An 18842-nucleotide genomic window follows, 5' to 3' on the forward strand; every position below is an offset into this window, starting at 1 on the left:
GTCAGAATACTCTCCCGCCCGGCCAAACGATTGCTGGTAGACACGGTTCATTCAGGGTGACTGCGGAAACTGGGCACCGTCAATACGTTGGAGCCGCAAGCCGACCTGATGTTCGCCGCAGTAATCCCGGGCGCTGCCCCCTACGCAAACAGGGCAAAAATTACGGCAATCCCCAAAGAAACCAGCAACGACATTGGAATAGTCAAAGCGATCTCCTGCGACGGCCCTTGATAGCGCACCGACAGTACGTAGCTCATTACCGCCACCGGCATCGCACACTGAATCAGGAAAACCTGCGCTTCCATGGCGCTCAACGGCCAAATCAGCAACAGCACCCACGCAAGGGCTAGACCACCCAATGGCCGATACAGACTGAACACGAGAGGCCTTAGCATATCCCGCGCGCCTGACAGCCGCAGGTTGGCAATAGAGCTGCCCAATTGCATTAGCATTATCGGTACGGTAATCGAGCCCAGCATATCCAGCGTTATCATCACCGGTCCAGGCGGGCGAATGTTTGTCGCCAACAGAAAAGCACCTGCGATCAATGCCAGGACGGGCCCGTTCTTCAGCATTGCCCTGATGGAAAACCGCCCGGACAGGCAGCCGATTCCCAACGTAAAATGACTGACCTGAATCACCGAGGAAATCACCACCGCCAGCCCAAGCGACTGCGGACCAAACAGCGCAAAGCACACCGGAATCCCCATATTGCCCGTATTCGGGTGCACCAACGCCGGAAGATAGGACCTCACCGGCAGGCCAGCTAGCGTAAGCAACAGTGCAGTGACCATCGCCATGACGACCAGCCAGGCCACGGTAATGCCTACAAGGGCACCCATTCCGAAAATGTCCATATCCATGCTCAATACGGAGTGGAGCAGCAACGCGGGGATTCCAACGGTGGTAACCAGGCCAGCCAATGCCTTGCCGTCAAAAAAATCGGTTTTTCGGCCAAGAATGGCCCCGAGGAGTATCAAAGACAGCAGAGGGACAAGGGCTTCTGTGAGATGCTGAATCATAGTGAATAAAGAGAGGTCATGGTTTCAGGCTAAAGGGAACGGGGTTTGGCACTTTCAATACTCGGGTATAACTTCAACGCGAGATCATAAATAATGATGCCATATAGACTACCATTAAGCCCCAATATCCCGGGGTAAAGGTAACTCCGCGAAAACCGATACCTGGCCGTATTGCTGATAAGCCAATCTGCCACCGCCTTTGCCGTGGCAGGTTATAGAAAAGTACCTGAGGGCAGGTTAACCTGTAACCTATTGAATCTATGTTTTACTACTTTGGCTTTGGCTCCAACATGAGCATGCTCTCGCTGAGAGCGAAGGGTGTCGAGCCTCGGGCATCTACGAAAGCGGTGCTGCGCGGATGGCGGTTACGCTTCAACGTGCAGCACTTCTTCCGCCATGAGGGTGGTGTTGGCAACATCGAAAACACCGGCCACCCGGACGACCGGGTTCTCGGCGTGCTCCATGAATGCCCCGACGAGGCGCTTTCTCTGTTGGATCAGGCCGAAGCTTACGGGCATGGCTATAACCGCATAGAGATCGAGGTAGAGCCGGATAACCCTAGCGCGGCAATGGCCCCGAAGGTCTCTGCTCTCACCTATGTGGGCATGCCCCAATTTATCGACAACGACTGCCGACCAAGCCGTCGTTACCTGAACATCGTTCTGGAGGGAGGCCGCCAGGCCGGACTGGATGGCAAATACCTGGAGTCACTGGCCAATCAGCCCATTCATCAACTTGATGAGCACCCAACGTTCGCGGCACCACCCGGAGACTACCCAACATTTGACCGGGCGTTGCTGGCAAAACAGCCGCTGTACACGGCCCTCTACGGGGCCGTGTTTGATATGTCCGAGGCGAGGCCTCTGCACCACTTCCTCAAAGGCTTTTTTGGAGGCAGGGACATGACGCTTTTTCACCTCAGACGGCTGGACAGCAGCAACGTTGATGAAACCATGGACGATATCCGGAACGGACGCCTCAACAAGGCCCAGAAGCGATACCTCAACGCCTATCTGAACGAATACGCCAGAGAGTATCGCTACGTCGGCCGCTATAACTATGATAAAGACTGAGGAGCTCTCATGCCGTCTTTCCCGCCAGCCCTGGCACACAATGCCATCGAAGAGATCCTGCCGGATCTGTTTTTTGTCAGTGGTGCCATGGAAACCGTCCTTATGGACCTGGATTGGCAATTCAGCCGCAACATGACCATCGTCCGTGACGGTGAACGGCTGATCCTCATCAATACGGTCCGCCTTGATGATGACGGCCTGGCGGAACTGGACCGACTGGGAAAAGTAACCGACGTGATTCGGCTTGGCGCTCTGCATGGGCGTGACGATGCGTTCTATGTTGACCGTTACCAGGCGCAGTACTGGGTGATGCCAGGTCTGGAACCGGAGGACCAAAGCGGGTCTGAAAGAGAGGCAAACGTCCTCGGCCAGACGCTGCCCCTGAGTGACGCATCGCTATTTCAGTTCCAAACTACCAAACTTCCTGAAGGCGTACTCCACCTCCAGCGGGATGGCGGCATCCTGATAGCCTGTGACGCCCTGCAGAACTGGCTGAAACCCGACGAGCACTTCTGCGACGCCTCGCGACAGCGAATGGAGCAGATGGGCTTCTTCACACCCGCCAACATTGGCCCAGTCTGGCTGCAGGCGGCGGAACCTGCTGCCGAGGATTTTAACCGGCTCAAAACACTGAACTTCAAACACGTTCTCTGTGGCCATGGCCAACCCCTACTGGACAACGCCAAAGAGGACTTCAGCGCCACCTTCGATCGAGTGTTCCATTGCCAGGCGTGATCCCCAGGAGCGGCACCTGATGCAGAGCGAATTACAGCTGCCCGGATACACAATCTCCTTCTGCCTCTGGAGAAAAGCAGGCCGGGCGGCCTATCGCGCACGGCGACTCTCGGACGGTGCAGACGTCTGCATTGAAACCCTTGATACCGAATATCCCGACCGCAGGCAGGTGGCCACGCTCAATCACGAAGCCAGCATTGCTTCACGGCTCGACGGCGTGAAAGGCGTACGCAGGGTTCATGACATATTGCCACACGGTAGTGGGAACCTGGCGCTCGTCACCGATCCCTGTGAGCGTTCGCTTGCCTCGGTAATGGCCGAGAGCCGTAACAGACGCTTGCCCCTGCCCCAGGCGCTGAAAATAGCCCAGGCCCTGGTACAGATTCTGAGCGACATCCACGCACAGGACATCGTGCACAAGTCGCTGACACCCCATAACGTCCTGTTTGACTCAAGAAGTGGCGCACTGGTGCTGTCGGGGTTCAATATAGCATCGGAGCTGGGGCAGGAGCGGCAGGCCAAACAGCTGCCCAATCAGCCCGAGGCGGCATTGGCCTACATGTCGCCGGAACAGACCGGGCGCATGAATCGGAGCCTCGACTACCGCTCGGACTACTATTCCCTCGGCTTGCTGCTGTTTGAACTTCTGACCGGCCAACCTCCGTTTACAGCCAACAATACCCTGGAGTGGGTACACAGCCACATAAGTCGTCTGCCTCCGGCGCCTCACACCGTGTTTGAGGACATACCCGAGGCCCTTTCAGACATTGTGCTGAAGCTTCTGGCCAAATCCCCGGAAGAACGTTATCAAAGCAGCCTGGGCCTGCTGCACGACCTATCCCGTTGCGCCACGTCGATAGAACAGGATCTGCCACTGCTGCCCTTCACACTGGGTGAAAAGGACCATCTGCAGAAGTTTCTGATTCCCCAGGCACTTTACGGCCGCGAGCGCGAGCTGCAGGAGCTGCTGGGCCTGTTCGAGCAGGCGGTGGAGGGACGATCCCGTTTCTGCCTGGTTCACGGCTACTCCGGCGTTGGCAAGTCGGCACTGGTCAACGAAATTGATCGCTACCAGATCCGTGAACGCGGCTTCCTGGTCCAGAGCAAGTTCGACCAGTTCCAGCAAAGCGAAGCCTACTCAGCACTGGCAGCCACCTTTCGTGCCCTCGTGCAGCAAATCATGCTAGAGCCCGACAACCAGCTTGACTGCTGGCGCACCGAACTACTTGGTGCGCTGGGGCCCAACGGCGCCCTGGTGATCGACCTGGTACCGGAGCTGGCGCTGATTATCGGCGAACAACCCCCTGTGACCGAGCTGCCACCCTCAGAGAGCCGTAACCGGTTGCAGCTGGTACTGACCGCATTCCTGCGAGTGTTTGCCGGCGAAGGCCATGCGGTCGTGCTGTTCCTGGACGATCTGCAGTGGAGCGACACCCCAACCCTCGACCTGATACGCCGTATAGTCACCTCCAGGGACCAGAGCCACCTGTTGTTGATTGGCGCCTATCGCAGCAATGAAGTCGGCCCTGGGCACCCGCTCAGATTGCTCCTGGATGACCTCAACAACCATCGGCGAATTCATCAGATCCCTGTGGGGCCGCTTGATGAATCGTCGGTGGACCAAATGGTGGCCGATGCCCTGCGTTGCGAGCCGGAAACGAGCCGCACACTGAGCGAGATGCTGTTTCACCGCGCCCAGGGCAACCCCTTCTTTACCAACGAGTTGCTGCGACAGTTCCATGCCCAGGGGGCAATCTGGTCAGATTCGGGCAGTGGCCAATGGCACTGGCAGCTCGACAGGGCCAGTTGGGATGAAACCAGCCATGACGTGGTTGAGTTCATGCTGGATAACCTGCGACAGCTCCCGGACGAAACACAGAACGTACTTCAACTGGCCGCCAGCATCGGTAATACCTTTACCCTGCAAACGCTCGCCACCATCTACGAGCATACCGTTGCGGAAACCGCCCGGGCCCTTCTGCCGGCGTTGAAACAGTACACCGTGCTGCCGCTACACAGTGATTATCGCCTGGCGAGACACCAGGACGAAGAGCGGGTGCTCAACCCCAGCTATCGTTTTCAGCATGACCGGGTGCAGCAGGCTGCCTACAACCTCATCGCAACCGACGAGCTCCCCCGGGTACACTTAACGGTCGGGCGCCTGATGTTACAACACGGCGGCGGGCAGGTCGCCGATGACCAATTGATTGATATCGTTAATCATCTCAATCAGGGGCGTGCGCTGATCCAGTCCGGGTCAGAACGCCTTCAACTGGCCGAGTTCAACCTTCGTGCCGGCAGTCGCGCCCGACAAACCTCAGCCTATCAACAGGCACTCGACTACTTGCAGGTCGCCGAGGAATTGCTGCCAGACGACGCCTGGTCACAGATGCCCTCACTGATGGCCACATTGGCGTCAGAGATACAGCTTTGCCTCTACCTCACCGGACGTACCGAAGAGGCCGACCATTGGTTGGAACAGATGCTGGACCATGCGGACTCCCGGCTGCATCGCGCCGACATTCTCGCCATACGTACCCGGCAGAATGCCACGCTGGGTAGAATGGAGGCGTCTATTCACGCTGCCATTGAGGGGCTGGCACTATTGGGTGTTAATTTCACCGAACACCCCAGCCAGCACGATATCGATGTCGAACGCCAACGGGTACTGACGAACCTGGCTGGCCGCGAAATCACCGATCTGGTTGGCGCTCCTGTCATCGAAGACCCAGCCACATTGACCGCCATGCGTCTGCTGATGGAAATCTTTGCTGCCGCGTTTCTCTCCGGCAGCAAGCTGTTCAGCTACCTGGTGCTAAAAGCGGTTAACCTGGCTTTGCATCGGGGCAACTGCCCGGAATCGGCGTTTGCCTATGCCGCCTACGGCATGCTTTTGTGTGGTGAGCTGGACGAGCCCGCCCTGGGCTATCAGTACGCCAAGGTTGGCCTGGCCATCAATGAACGGCTTGATGACCTCAGCCTGAGGGCGCGCGTTATCTATGTATACGCCATGTTCGTTCATCACTGGAGCAACCACTGGGCAACGCTCACGCCCTGGTTCCGCAAGGGCATCGAAGCCGGCTATCAATCCGGCGACCTGCTCTATCTGGCCTACAGTGCCCAGGACTGCGTGATCTGGGACCCGGGCATGGATCTGGAAACCGCAAGCCAGTTGCATCAGGAAAACCTCGACATCGTTCGCGAGTGCGCCTACCAGGATTCGCTGGACTCCGGTTCCCTCTTCCTGCAGATGCAGCGCAATTTTCTTGGCACCACCCACTCACCGGCCAGTCTGAGCACCGATGATTTTGATGACCAGGCGTGTCTCGAGGCAATGAGTACGCGCCGGTTCATGACCGGCATTGCCAATCATCAGATCTACAGTGCCGAGATCAACCTGCTCTACGGGAACTACGAACAGGCACTGCACTTTGTCAGAAAGCAGGACAAGCTAATCAAGTCCGCGATGTCCCTGCCCCAGCTCGTTCGTTTCTACATTGTTGCCAACCTCACCCTCACGACTCTATTCCCCACCATGAACAGGGCTGACCAACAGGCCACACGAGAACGCCTGGAACGGGACCTGGCGCGCATGACCCGTTGGGCGGACAATTGCGAAGCGAATTTCCGCCACCTTCAATTTCTGATGACCGCAGAACTCGCCCGCCTGGATGGCAGGCACGACGCCGCACTGGAGCTCTATGACACGGCCATCGACACGGCACGGGCAAACGGCTTCCTGCGCGATGAGGCCACTGCCTTTGAGCGAGCCGCACGGCACCTGCTGGCACTGGGTAAAGGGCGCTCAGCCGAGGGTTATCTCCGTGGTGCCCACGGGGTATACAACCGCTGGGGCGCACAACGCAAGGTAGAACAGCTGGAGGACGAGTTCCCGGTGCTTCGTCAGTGGGTTCAGGCCCACCTCAGCCCACCAGGAAGCCATTTGGCCAGTCTCGACCTGGCATCGGTTATGAAAGCCTCCCGTGAGATCTCCGGCGAGATGGTGCTGGACCAGCTGTTGCAGAAAACCCTGGCGATTCTGCTGGAAAATGCCGGTGGGCAATGGGGCTGCCTGATTGTCCGGGCCGGTGGTGCGTTCAGTGTCGAGGCCATAATCCGGCCAGAGCAGCCGTCACCACAGGTTGAGATCCCCACCCACTCAACACTCAGCGATCGTCAGGGCAAGGCCCTCGCCCTGCCAATGAGCGTGATCAGCCAGGTGTTTCAAAGGGGCGAAGCCGTGGTCCTGCACGATGCCATGGCCGACGGCCCGTTTGTGAACGACCCCTACACTATTCACCTGCATCCACGATCAGTACTGTGTGTCCCTATCATCGTGCGGGAACGTTTTGAGGCGGCGGTCTACATGGAGAACAACCTGACCGACGCCGTCTTCACCGACGACCGGGTGGAATTGATTCAACTGCTCTCCGCCCAGGCGGCTGTCGCCATCGAAAACGCCCGGCTCTACACCCAGGTACAGGACCATTCCCGGCTCCTGGAAGAGAAAGTGGTTGAACGCACGGCAGAGCTGGAAGAACTCAATGAAGAACTGCAACGCCTGGCCGACCGCGATGGCCTGACCGGCGTCGCCAACAGGCGTTCCGGTGACGCCTACCTCAAAGACACCTGGCTGCGCCTGCGAAGGCAGCCCCAGCCCCTATCTGTGGTTATGCTCGATGTGGATCACTTCAAGCACTTCAACGACAATTACGGCCACCAGATGGGTGACGAATGCCTGATCCGGGTTGCCGAAACACTGCAGGCGCAACTGCAGCGCTCAACCGACATGGTGGCGCGCTACGGGGGAGAAGAGTTCATTCTGATACTCCCCAATACTGACGAAAATGGTGCGATACAGGTCGCTGAAAATGCCCGCGTTGCCATCGAAGCATTGGACATCAGGCACGACCATTCAACGGCGCGAGATTGCATCACCGTCAGCGTGGGCTGCGCCACCATCGTTCCCGATGACAAGAGCAGTCTCGAAGAATTGGTCTTTGCCGCCGATGCGGCACTCTACAAAGCCAAAGAGAGCGGCCGAAACCGAATTCAAGCGGCTGAGAGCGCTTGAGATAACGAGACCTTTTTACCAAACTCAGTGATCTTGAGATTATGATCAACGCATTTGCCGTATCCAACTACCGCAGCCTCAAGAGTATCGTCGCGCCCCTGACCGGCCTCAATGTGGTAACCGGGCCCAACGGCTGCGGCAAATCCAACCTTTACAAGTCTCTGCGGTTACTGGCTGAAACCGCAAAGGGCAACTTAATCTCGTCGATCGCGCAGGAAGGCGGGCTGGATTACACGTTCTGGGCAGGGCCGGAGACCTTTACCAAAGGCATGAAAGACGGTGTCGATCCCGTACAAGGCTCTGCCAAAAAACAGAACAGCCGGCTCAGACTCGGCTTCGTGGGTGAAGACTTCGGCTACGCCATCTCACTGGGTATGCCCGCCCCTCAGGGGTTTGCGGGCTACCAGGACCCGTCCATGTTTCAGTTTGACCCGGAAATCAAGCGCGAGTGCATTTGGGCGGGAGACGTCTGCCGTCCCAGCAGTTGCCTGATTGACCGGGTCGGGCCTGTGGTGAAAGTGCGCAACGGTCGTAAATGGGAAGTCTACAACGCCCACCTCAACACCTACGAAAGCATCCTCAACGAAATCAGCGATCCGGTGGCTGTGCCCGAGGTTCATGCTGTCCGGCAAACCATCCGCAACTGGCGCTTCTACGACCAGTTCCGAACCGATCCCCAGTCCATCATCCGCACGCCCCAAATCGGTACGCGAACGCCGGTGCTTGATCACGACGGCCATAGCCTGGTCGCGGCTCTGCGGACCATCCACGAGATTGGCGACCGGGCGGCGTTGTACGATGCTATTGAGGATGCCTTTCCCGGGGCAACCATCAACTTTGAGGCAGACTCCGGCAACCGTTTCATACTGCAGTTTTTGCAGGAGGGGTTGCTGCGCCCCTTAAACCAGGCGGAGTTGTCGGACGGCACGCTTCGCTACCTGTTGCTGGTAGCCGCACTACTCACGCCAAGACCACCGTCACTATTGGTGCTTAATGAACCGGAAACCAGCCTGCACCCGGATTTGCTGCCTGCCTTGGGGCGCCTGATCAATCGAGCATCACGTGAAACCCAGGTGTGGGTCGTTTCCCACGCACCACGTTTGGTGGCAACTCTGGAACAGGATGGCGACTGTAACTCCATCGCCCTGAACAAGGACCTTGGCGAAACCATCGTCCTGGGGCAGGGTTTGTTGGATGCGCCACCCTGGCAATGGGCGGATTAACAATGGAGTTCACCTTCCTGGGCACATCCGCCGGCACCCCGACACGGTCACGAAATGTGAGCGGGCTGGCCCTATGCCACGCCGGCCCCAAACCCTGGTATTTGATCGACTGCGGTGAAGGCACACAACACCAGTTGCTTCGCACCCGCTACTCGGTTGTGCAATTGCGCGCCATCTTCATCACCCATATCCACGGCGATCACACGTTTGGCCTTCCAGGGCTGCTCACCAGCGCCTCCATGCTTGGCCGCACGGAACCGCTGGACATCATTGCCCCCACCCAGGTACAACGCTTCATCAGCGCAGTGCTCGCACACAGCGACTCCAGCCTCAGCTACTCGCTAAACTTCATCGATTCCGAAGCATCGGATTTCCAGTGGCAGGATGAGCACGTCAGGGTTACCAATGTGGCACTTTCCCATCGTGTTGCCTGCCGCGCCTATGTGTTCACCGAGCAAAGCCTGGAGCGGCAACTACTGCGGGACGAACTAAGGTCGGAAGGCGTAGAGCCCGGCCCCGGCTGGGGCGAATTGCAGAAAGGAAACGATATAACACTGGAGGATGGCCGCCTGCTCCGGAGTGACGATTACACTCACATTCCCCGCAAAGCCCGCCGCCTGATCGTCGCTGGCGACAACGACACCCCGGACCTGCTGGTCGGTGCCTGCGACGGCACCCACGTGCTGATACACGAAGCCACCTATACCCAGGACGTGGCCGACCGGGTCGGCCCCTGGCCACAACACAGCTCCGCTGAACAGGTGGCCCGCTTCGCCCAACGGGCTCACTTGCCCAACCTGGTGCTGACCCATTTCAGCTCACGTTACCAGTCCGGGCCGGGAGGCGCGCCCCACATCAACCAACTGGCGGCCGAAGCCATGCAGCACTACAAGGGCCAACTGTTTCTGGCGCAGGATTTTGATACCTATCGGCTGGAAAAGGATTTGTCGTTGAGTTGCCTGACCCAAACACATTCAATCTGACGAAGGATATTCACAATGACGTATCAGTTCGAAGACCTAAGGAAGGCTTGCCGGACAGAATGGCGCGACTACATTGAACACAGTTTCGTAAAGCAGTTAGGCGATGCGTCGCTCGCTCCCGAAGCGTTTCAGCACTACCTCAAGCAGGATTACCTGTTCCTGATCCAGTTTGCCCGCGCCTTCGCCCTGGCGGCCTACAAAAGCCCAACCTTGCTGGATCTCCGCCAGGCAAAGGAAGGCTTGCAGGCCATCGTGGATGTAGAGCTGGACCTACACATCAGCTACTGCAAGGAATGGGGCATTTCAGAAGCAGAACTTGCCAACCTGCCGGAAGCGCGCGCCACCCTTGCCTACACACGCTATGTGCTCGACACGGGCAACCGCGGCGATTTGCTCGACCTGCATGTTGCGCTCTCACCCTGCATGGTGGGCTACGGGGAAATCGCCAATTGGCTGAACAACCGGGCAGAAACCATTCGGGGAGACAAAAACCCGTATGATGCCTGGATCGCCATGTACGAAAGCGACGAGTTCCAGCAGGCCATGCACGCGGAAATCCAGTGGCTGGATGAACGACTGGCGGATGTATCCCCCGACAGGTTCGCGCAGCTTACCCGGATATTCAGCGACGCCACCCGGCTGGAAATCGATTTCTGGGAAATGGGTCTGAAACAGAGCGATTGAGAAACGCGTGGTCAACCACAGCACTTCTTGAACTTGGCACCACTCCCGCAATGGCAAGGATCATTGCGGGAAGGCAGTTTCGCCGTGGTCACCGTCGCCCCTTTGTTCAGGAGTGCCGTCAGTTCGGTGATGGATTCAACCGCACCCTCGCGGGCATCCACTGTAATGTTGGCATGCAGATTGGCTTCCGCCACCTGAGCTTCGACCTCCTGCCTGCGCGCCTCACTGGTAACCACCAGTGTTAGCGGAAACTTCTTGCTGCCACTCTTCTGACTGGCCTTGGTCTGGAAGCCACCATGGGCGGTGTGGTGCTGGCGCGCGTCCTGCCGGCCTTTGTAGAAGAACTTGTCTGACATGCTGAAATCTCGATGAATGGAAGAGTACCCGGCGCCCGAAAAAAGCGAGCGAGCACCGGGCGAGACGTTTTAGCATGCTTATTGAATTGGATATATAGGCATAAGTGGAAATTCGATGCGCCACCCGCCCCGCTCTCATCAAATCACTCTGGCAAAGTGTCGCCTGACCCGCCCATCTCGGCCGGAACATCCTTCATCTTTGGTAGCCCGTCGCGAATCGGCAGTACCGATTCCTGGTAATGCACATGGACCGCGGGCTCAAACGTCAGGTCCGGAAGGTTGGCAACATAGACGTCCATAAGACTTAACGCCGGATGATCAGTAAACACGTGACCACCGCACTTTTTACACCACTTGCGATAGCTTTGTTCCGTGAGATGGAATTCGCCAATCTGATCGGCACCCGCTAACACCTCGAAGCTGTCGTATGGCCACAGAGAAAACGCATTCACCGGCCCGGCCGACCAGCGACGACAGGAATCACAGTGACAATATCCCATCGCTTCGGGTGCGCCAGATACCTGAAACTTAACAGCGCCACAGAAACAACTGCCCTGGTACTGAGTCATAACGATCTCCCCCGTTCGTTGGTTAAACACCACCTTCCCAGAGCCACCCGTTTGCTGTACATGATACGAAATCACGAAACTGCCAGGACTTTGGTAGCAGGAAAGTTACGATTCGGAGCGACGGTTGACGGCTACCCGACAAACCGCACAAACTAACAGCTCAACCCTCCCAAGATAGAACGCACATTCAATGCCCGCAAACGTCAAAACCCGGATTTTGTTCCGCTCCAAACGCCTGAACCTGTACCTCGTCCGCTACCCGGAAGGTCACAAGGTGGGACCGCACCTGGACATGACTTCCGAAGGCCGGCTGTACAAACTCAATTGTGTTCTGGTAAAGCCCAAAGCAGGCGGTGAGTTCATCTGCGAAAAGAACATTTTCAACTTGTTTGGCCGGGTATACCTGTTTCGACCAGATCTCTACCAACACCGGGTTTCGAATATTGAACGTGGGAATCGTTGGTTGCTCAGCTTTGCACTTAACACATCGGGTAACGTTCCCCTGGCACAATGATCGCCTAGATCCGACAGAAGCCGTCAGCCCAACAAACACGCCTTGGCCTCGTTGATGCGGGCGGCCAAATAGTTACTCCCACCGCGGTCCGGGTGTACTTTCTGCATCATCCTGCGGTGGGCCTGAATGATCTCGTCCTGTGTTGCACCGGGCTTCAGCCCCAAGATGTCCAGTGCTTCGCTCTCGGTAAGTGGACCGCCAGCATTGGCTTGTTCTTCGGATTCTTCGCCTCCAGCGCTGGCCTCATCGTCAGCACGCCATGAGTCACCGAACCGGCGGTCAAGATAGCTTTCCAGCAACCGGGCGGAGTCCTCGTCGTGCGCCCGGCAGTATCGCAACAGCTCAAGAAATTCACTTTCGCCCAGGTCCGCCAGCTCTCGCCCGGCCATGGGGCCTTTCAGGACCTTGCCACTCATGGTGCCGGAGTCATGATCCAGGCTCATTTCCAGAATGTCGCCGGAGACATGGGATTGGTTGCCCGAACTTGCGTTTGCATCTCCCGTTCCGGCCCCCGCCATGCGCCCCGTCAACAATGATGGCAGCACCCGGCGTAGCAGTGGATAGAGAAACGCCAACAACGCGAATAAGGCGTGCAAGCGGCCGGTAACGGCCATCAGAACCACTATCCCGATAGCAGCCATCAAGGCCAGCTTTATCATCGCCGGTTTACGTTGGCTGGCCGGCTGGTTGCGCAGCCAGACCCACGCAACAACCGACAGTGCTATGACCAGAAGCGTTAGTGGCACTCAGATACCCCGGAACTCATCGGTCCATCGATGGCTTGAACGTGGATTGAAACAAGCGCTACTTGATCTGCTGGGTCAAGCGCTTGACCTCTGGAGAGCTGCGGCTGGAAAAATCCTGCAGGGCCTTGGCTCCCCCGGAAGCATAGACCGCCACCGCAGCCATAAGATCCTTGAGAACCTGCGGACTGTTGCGATCGAAGGGGGCATAGGCGCCACCAGACAACTTGCTCACCTGCTGGAACACTGCTCTGGCATGAGCGTCGGCGCCCTCGTGGAACATGAACACCGGCGTTCGCAGCATCCCCAGCTCCCCCGCGGTATGGCACAGTTCGTCCACCGGTTCCTCGCAACAGTCGCCAATAAACACCACCGCCCTTACGGCCTTTTCCCGGGTTTCTTTCACGGCATGAGCCAACACCCGGCTGATCTGGGTGCGCCCACCCAGGCAGGAAACGCCGTTCATCAGGTTCAACAACTGACCGGTCTCCGTCACAAACCCTGTGGCCTTGAACTCGCCAAAGCCGCGGTAGTAACAAAGCTGGATAGCCAAACCACCCAAATCCCGGGTCGCCATGAACAGTTCACTCTGCAAGTGGCAGGCCTCATCCCAGGTTGCCTCCCGGCTGGCGGTGGCATCCAGCGCGAATATCAGCCTGCCCTGCCCGCCAGCCTGTTTAGGCAGTGTGCGAACCTCGTTGATAAACTGGTCGATGGCCTGTCTATCGGATTTGGGGCGCAGTTCTTTGTCGGCCATAGTGGTCCTTTCTCGTTTACCAGTGCGTCACGCACCTGGGTTACCATCAGCCCGCCAGTGCTGCCCGCACCTTCTTGCTCAGGTGGCCCATATCAACCCGGCCAAGCACCTGGGGCTTTAGCTCGTTCATCACTTTGCCCATATCCTGCATTCCCTGTGCATCGGTAGCGCTGATGGTCATTCGAATCAGGCCGTCCAGATCATCCTCATTCAGGGCCGCAGGCATGAATTCCTCAATGATTACCATTTCCGCTCTTTCCTTGTCACCCAACTCCTCGCGCCCCGCCTCATCGTACTGACTGGCGGCGTCGCGGCGCTGTTTGAGCATCTTGTCCAACACCTTGAGGACATCCTCGTCGCTCAAATCACGGCGCTCATCAATCTCAATCTGTTTGACTGCCGCCTGCGCCATACGCAGGGTGACAAGCCGGGTCTTATCCTTGTTCCGCATCGCGTCTTTCACCGCGGTGTTGAGTTGTTCCTTCAGTGTTGCTTCTGCCATTGCCGACCTCCTGATCTATCAAATTAGGTGACTGATTTCAGATGAAACGAAAGGGTAGATGTAACGAAAAAGCGAGGCAGGTTCAATCGTTATGATCATATGGCTGGAGCCTCATCCCCTATGTGTGGGGATGAGGCTAACCCATTCATGGGTTTACCTTGTTACTCTACTTCTCCTCCCTCCTCGTTAGGCGCGCCAATTCCCGGTCCCCTGGGTGGAAGGCTTTCCGCGATCGTAATGTCCGCGTCGAACAAAGTGCCGTCGGCCATGGCGGCGACAACGGCTTTGGCAGCATTGTACGCAGTCTTGGTAATGTACCCGTTGCCCTTGGTTCCAATACCCCCACGCATCTCGAACAGCACCGATCCGGCACCCAACAATCCGTACGCGTTACGGGCGATTCCAGGCGTTGTGGTACCGGGATAGAGCGTGATGTTGGCATAACCGTACCGGTCGAGCTCTGTGGCCATAACTGTGACCACTTTTTTTGCAAGTTCCACTCCAGACTCAAACTGGTCCACCACACCCAACGCTTCAGCCGCCGATGTGGCATTCGGCCATAGCGTCGATCCGGTGATCAAATTGCCGTCGGCATCAACGTAAGAGCCCTGGTGGTGGAAATCGATAACCACCGAAGGCTGAAATTCGTCAAACAACAAACGCATGGCAACCGACTCGGGCACAGGATTGGGGCCACCAACGTATGGATCGACCTCCGGACCATCCTCTAGAAATGAATGGTAGCGGTTGATGTCATAACCGCGTCCGCGCTGATAAAACGCGGGACAAGGACCCGATACGCATGATGGATCATAATTCTGGCGCCACGGTGGCGTATTCCCGAAAGCATCTTCAACGCTTGCGTCAAACCCGTCGACATTGACCCTGGGTACGATGGTGAGCGTGAGCGCATCCCGTATGGCTCTCGATTCCCTCGAGTTGTCGGATAGATCTCTGGCCAAATCAACCATAGCCTCACTCACGACATACTCGTTGCCGTGTTGCTGAGCGATGATCATTATGCGCTGAGGCCCGCTCCCTATGGTAACCACGGGGATTTCCCGGCCAGTATTACTGAGGCGAGGAGCGCTCGAAAGGACAAACTCTCCTTTGGCCGACCGATCCAGTTGCTCGAGCGTATGCCAAAGCTGGGCATAACTTCGTAACGCAGCCAAAGACACATTCTGTTCGTCGGTGACCCAGGGGCCGTTGGGTTTACTCTGGGGAGCCGCATTCGCCAACCCCGTGAAGATTAAGCTACTAATAGCGATGATCGATAACCATGTTTTCATGAGAAATCCTTCCTCTATGTATGTTTCATCGAATGATTATCTAACTATCAGGATACCAACATGCATCCACTACAGATGCCTCTCGCAATATTATTGTTATCCTTATCTAGCTCGGAAAACTGCCTTGTGCAAGAACACTCACTGGAAAACGACTCGAAGCAAAACCCGTGGTGATCCAAAAAGCTATTTGCAGACTACACTGCTAACCTGCTCATTCTTTTGACACCAGTGGAGTCACTGCATGATTACCGTTCACCACCTCAACAATTCCCGTTCACAACGCGTTCTCTGGATGCTGGAAGAATTGGGAGTGCCCTACGAAATCCAGCGTTACGAGCGTGACCCTAAAACCATGCTGGCACCGGCCAGCCTAAAAAAAGTGCACCCGCTGGGTAAATCACCGGTGATTACCGATGGCGATCTGGTGGTAGCGGAGTCAGGCGCTATTATCGAGTATCTGGCCCACACCTACGGCAAAGACACCATGTTGCCGGAAACCGGCGGCCAGGCGTGGCTGGATTATACCTACTGGCTGCATTACGCCGAAGGCTCCCTGATGCCACCGTTGGTAATGCGCCTGGTGTTCCAGAAGGTAAAAAACAGCCCGATGCCGTTTTTTATCAAGCCGGTGGCCAAAGGCATTGCCGATAAAACCACTGCTACCTTCATCGGCCCGATGATCAAAACACACCTGGATTTCGTCGAAGCTCACCTGGCAAAAAACACCTGGTTTCTGGGGGATAACCTCAGCGCGGCGGACATTCAGATGAGCTTTCCACTGGAAGCCTCAGTAGCACGGGGTATCGTTGGCAAAGACCGGCCCCATATCAATGCGTGGGTTGAGAGAGCTCACGCCAGGCCGGCTTACCAAAAGGCGCTCGAGAAGGGCGGTGAATACGACTTTGCCTGAACGCACGGAGGAGGGCTCACTGCCCTCCCTTTTTTAGAAGCGAGAAGGCAACACCAAACCGACATGCAGATATGTCTCGGTTTCCCACACTTTTATTAAACACCGTTTGCCACCATTTAAAGGAGACAGACTTCGACCACACATCCCTCAGGATCACTCCATGAACGCGACCATCAAGCAATTCCTCCTGGTTTCAAGCATCTACCTACTCGCGCCAGCCGCTAACGCCTTCGACCTTAACGACGCGCTTTCCAGCGGCACCGAAGCAATGACCTCGGCATCAGAGGTCAGCGGTGAAGCCCAGCAACTGGTCGGCCAACTCCAAAGCCAGCTCGGCGTCACACAGGCCCAGGCAACAGGTGGTACTGGCGCCCTGTTACAGCTCGCAAAAAACCAGTTGGGCAACGACTCCATGAGCACCCTAACCAGCAAAGCCTCTGGCCTGTCCAGCCTGCTGGGCGGTGGTAGCAGCCTGAGCGGAAGCCTGCTTTCCGGCATCTCGTCGATGGACGGTGTGCAATCAGCCTTCACCGCCCTGGGTATGGACAGCGGCATGATCCAGCAGTTTGTCCCGGTTATCATGAGCTTCCTGGAAAATCAGGGAATTGGCTCTTCGTTGCTGGGGCAACTGCAGGGTCTCTGGACGCCGGACGCCTGAAGCTGTCGCCCCTCTCAAGGACGGCCTCTACACCGTAATTCGCTCCAGGGCCTCCCGAATCCCTGGAGGAATCGGTGTCGAGGACTGGGTGGCACGATCCACGAACACATGGACAAGCTCGCCATGTGCGGCTGCCTGGGCGTCGTTCTCCATGAAGATCCCCACTTCGTAGGTCACAGAACGGGCGCCAATTCTGGCGACCCGAACGCCGGCTTCGAGGGCATCAGGGTAGGCAACCGGCTTCTTGAACTGGCAGCTGGAACTCACCATAAAACCCACTACCGGTGCGTTGTGTATATCAAGACCGCCTTCTTCAATGAGATAACGGTTGATGACCGAATCGAAGTAGGAATAATAGGTCACATTGTTGACGTGACCGTAGATGTCGTTATCCATCCATCGGGTGATGATGGGGTAAAACACGGGGAAGTCAGATCGTTCCATGGAGGCAGCCTGGCGTCAGTGGTCGTCAAAAAGAATGACCTGGCGAATGGCCTTGCCGTTTGCCAATCGCTCAAAGCCTTCGTTGATCTCATCGAGGGTCAGGGTGTCGCTCAGTAGCTTGTCGACCGGCAACCGTCCCTGGCGAAACAGGCTGACGTAGCGGGCCACGTCTCGCACCGGCACACAGCTTCCCACATAGCTACCCTTGAGGGTTCTTTCCTCTGCCACCAGGCTCACCTGTTGAATGGAGACTTTCCTGTCAGGGTGTGCCAGCCCACCCGTTACGGTTGTTCCGCCACGACGGGTCACTTGGTATGCCAGCTCCAGCGCCTTCTCAGACCCTGCCATTTCGATCGCGCAATCAACGCCGCCGTTGGTCAAGGCTTTCACCTGGTTCACGCAATCTTCGTCCGCCGCATTGATACCAGCGCTGGCGCCCAGGCTCTTGGCCATCGAAAGCTTGTCCTCATCCAGATCAATGGCAATGACCTGTCCCGCCCCGGCCACCAGCGCACCCAACACACTGTTCAGGCCCACGCCGCCAAGCCCGATAACAGCGACCGTCTGGCCGGCTTTGATATCGGCCGAATTGATAGCAGCGCCCACGCCCGTCAGCACGGCACAGCCAAAGAGGGCGGCATGATGAAACGGCAGGTCTGGATCAATCCGTACCAGTGAATGTCGGGACACCACTGCGTGATCGGCGAACGCAGAGACGCCCAGGTGGTGATTCACCGGCGTACCATCTGCCCGATGCAGCCGGTGTTCGCCACCTACAAGCGTACCGGCATTGTTCGCGACGGCCGCCGGTTCGCACAGCGCGGGGCGACCTTCGGCACAGGGGCTGCAGTGCCCGCAGCTGGGAACAAAGACAGTGACCACGTGATCACCCGGACTGAGATCTGTCACCCCTGCCCCAACGGCTTTGACCACGCCTGCCGCCTCATGGCCCAGGGCCATAGGTACGGGCCTTGGCCGGTTGCCGTCAATCACGGACAGGTCTGAATGACACAATCCCGCCGCCCGGATCTGAACCAACACCTCATGATCGCCCGGTGGATCCAGTTCCAGTTCTTCAATCGTCAGCGGTCGGTTTTCGTCGAAAGGCTGTGGCGCACCTATCGTTTCCAATACAGCGGCACGGATTTTCATAACGATGGTCCTGTTGGTGTTTTTGTTCAGAATTTCCGCAAGGTACTAAGTTTCTCTGATTTAGGGAAGTTCTGAAGTTTCTCTACCGGATGATCAGGGTGTTAACAGGAAACCGTTAAGATTCCTGATAAAGTGAACGCCTGGAAACGAC

General features: G+C 57.1%; 18 protein-coding genes. 9 read left to right on the forward strand and 9 right to left on the reverse strand.

The features are described 5' to 3' along the window. Positions 1-140 precede the first annotated feature (140 nt). On the reverse strand, positions 141-1022 hold the full coding sequence (locus tag B3M52_RS03100; protein ID WP_007152690.1) for an AEC family transporter: 882 nt from the start codon (positions 1020-1022) through the stop codon (positions 141-143). A 260-nt stretch (positions 1023-1282) separates the two neighbouring features. Here B3M52_RS03100 and B3M52_RS03105 point away from each other — a divergent pair, with 260 nt between their 5' ends. Genes B3M52_RS03105 through tenA form a run of 6 tightly spaced genes read left to right on the forward strand, consistent with a single transcriptional unit; the run spans position 1283 to position 10794 of the window. Beyond that, positions 1283-2095: a gamma-glutamylcyclotransferase family protein gene (locus tag B3M52_RS03105; RefSeq protein ID WP_127401771.1), complete on the forward strand. Its 813-nt coding sequence runs from the start codon at positions 1283-1285 to the stop codon at positions 2093-2095. A gap of 9 nt (positions 2096-2104) precedes the next feature. Further along, positions 2105-2830, forward strand: coding sequence for a hypothetical protein (locus tag B3M52_RS03110; protein ID WP_075196979.1), 726 nt, complete (start codon positions 2105-2107; stop codon positions 2828-2830). Positions 2831-2849: 19 nt separating this feature from the next. Then, positions 2850-7904 (forward strand): diguanylate cyclase, encoded by a 5055-nt coding sequence (locus B3M52_RS03115; RefSeq protein ID WP_286748710.1) that lies wholly within the window; start codon positions 2850-2852, stop codon positions 7902-7904. 41 nt (positions 7905-7945) lie between these two features. Further along, positions 7946-9127 carry an AAA family ATPase gene (locus B3M52_RS03120; RefSeq protein ID WP_007152694.1) on the forward strand — a complete coding sequence of 394 codons (1182 nt, stop codon included), beginning with the start codon at positions 7946-7948 and terminating at the stop codon, positions 9125-9127. A gap of 2 nt (positions 9128-9129) precedes the next feature. Then, on the forward strand, positions 9130-10110 hold the full coding sequence (locus B3M52_RS03125; RefSeq protein WP_286748712.1) for a ribonuclease Z: 981 nt from the start codon (positions 9130-9132) through the stop codon (positions 10108-10110). Between the two features lie 15 nt (positions 10111-10125). Continuing rightward, the gene (tenA, locus tag B3M52_RS03130) at positions 10126-10794 is read left to right on the forward strand and encodes a thiaminase II (RefSeq protein ID WP_075196976.1); all 669 of its coding nucleotides are present in this window, start codon (positions 10126-10128) and stop codon (positions 10792-10794) included. 11 nt (positions 10795-10805) lie between these two features. Here the strand turns inward: tenA and B3M52_RS03135 are convergent, their stop codons facing one another. Both B3M52_RS03135 and B3M52_RS03140 read right to left on the reverse strand, forming a co-directional pair. After that, entirely contained in the window at positions 10806-11150 is a 345-nt protein-coding gene (locus B3M52_RS03135; RefSeq protein ID WP_085679529.1) for a PBPRA1643 family SWIM/SEC-C metal-binding motif protein, read from the reverse strand. A 143-nt stretch (positions 11151-11293) separates the two neighbouring features. Beyond that, complete coding sequence (locus tag B3M52_RS03140) at positions 11294-11719, reverse strand: GFA family protein (protein WP_127401775.1); 426 nt, start codon at positions 11717-11719, stop codon at positions 11294-11296. A gap of 190 nt (positions 11720-11909) precedes the next feature. Between B3M52_RS03140 and B3M52_RS03145 the strand changes: the two genes are divergently transcribed. Then, positions 11910-12233 carry a 2OG-Fe(II) oxygenase gene (locus B3M52_RS03145; protein ID WP_286748713.1) on the forward strand — a complete coding sequence of 108 codons (324 nt, stop codon included), beginning with the start codon at positions 11910-11912 and terminating at the stop codon, positions 12231-12233. 23 nt (positions 12234-12256) lie between these two features. Here the strand turns inward: B3M52_RS03145 and B3M52_RS03150 are convergent, their stop codons facing one another. The 4 genes from B3M52_RS03150 to B3M52_RS03165 all read right to left on the reverse strand — a co-directional run bounded on the left by B3M52_RS03150 (position 12257) and on the right by B3M52_RS03165 (position 15527). Further along, positions 12257-12979: a DnaJ domain-containing protein gene (locus B3M52_RS03150; RefSeq protein WP_127401777.1), complete on the reverse strand. Its 723-nt coding sequence runs from the start codon at positions 12977-12979 to the stop codon at positions 12257-12259. 58 nt (positions 12980-13037) lie between these two features. Then, on the reverse strand, positions 13038-13733 hold the full coding sequence (locus B3M52_RS03155) for a VWA domain-containing protein (protein ID WP_286748715.1): 696 nt from the start codon (positions 13731-13733) through the stop codon (positions 13038-13040). Positions 13734-13779: 46 nt separating this feature from the next. Then, entirely contained in the window at positions 13780-14235 is a 456-nt protein-coding gene (locus tag B3M52_RS03160; protein WP_085679515.1) for a GatB/YqeY domain-containing protein, read from the reverse strand. A 161-nt stretch (positions 14236-14396) separates the two neighbouring features. After that, positions 14397-15527: a M14 family zinc carboxypeptidase gene (locus B3M52_RS03165; RefSeq protein ID WP_286748716.1), complete on the reverse strand. Its 1131-nt coding sequence runs from the start codon at positions 15525-15527 to the stop codon at positions 14397-14399. A 241-nt stretch (positions 15528-15768) separates the two neighbouring features. Here B3M52_RS03165 and B3M52_RS03170 point away from each other — a divergent pair, with 241 nt between their 5' ends. Both B3M52_RS03170 and B3M52_RS03175 read left to right on the forward strand, forming a co-directional pair. Then, complete coding sequence (locus B3M52_RS03170) at positions 15769-16437, forward strand: glutathione S-transferase family protein (RefSeq protein ID WP_085679512.1); 669 nt, start codon at positions 15769-15771, stop codon at positions 16435-16437. Between the two features lie 160 nt (positions 16438-16597). Continuing rightward, on the forward strand, positions 16598-17095 hold the full coding sequence (locus B3M52_RS03175) for a DUF2780 domain-containing protein (RefSeq protein ID WP_286748717.1): 498 nt from the start codon (positions 16598-16600) through the stop codon (positions 17093-17095). A gap of 27 nt (positions 17096-17122) precedes the next feature. Here the strand turns inward: B3M52_RS03175 and B3M52_RS03180 are convergent, their stop codons facing one another. Both B3M52_RS03180 and B3M52_RS03185 read right to left on the reverse strand, forming a co-directional pair. Then, positions 17123-17539 (reverse strand): acyl-CoA thioesterase, encoded by a 417-nt coding sequence (locus B3M52_RS03180; RefSeq protein WP_286748718.1) that lies wholly within the window; start codon positions 17537-17539, stop codon positions 17123-17125. Positions 17540-17554: 15 nt separating this feature from the next. After that, positions 17555-18691: a zinc-dependent alcohol dehydrogenase family protein gene (locus B3M52_RS03185; protein WP_286748720.1), complete on the reverse strand. Its 1137-nt coding sequence runs from the start codon at positions 18689-18691 to the stop codon at positions 17555-17557. Positions 18692-18842: the final 151 nt, after the last annotated feature.

The organism is Marinobacter sp. UBA2688 (assembly GCF_002352785.1).
GTDB lineage: Bacteria > Pseudomonadota > Gammaproteobacteria > Pseudomonadales > Oleiphilaceae > Marinobacter > Marinobacter salarius.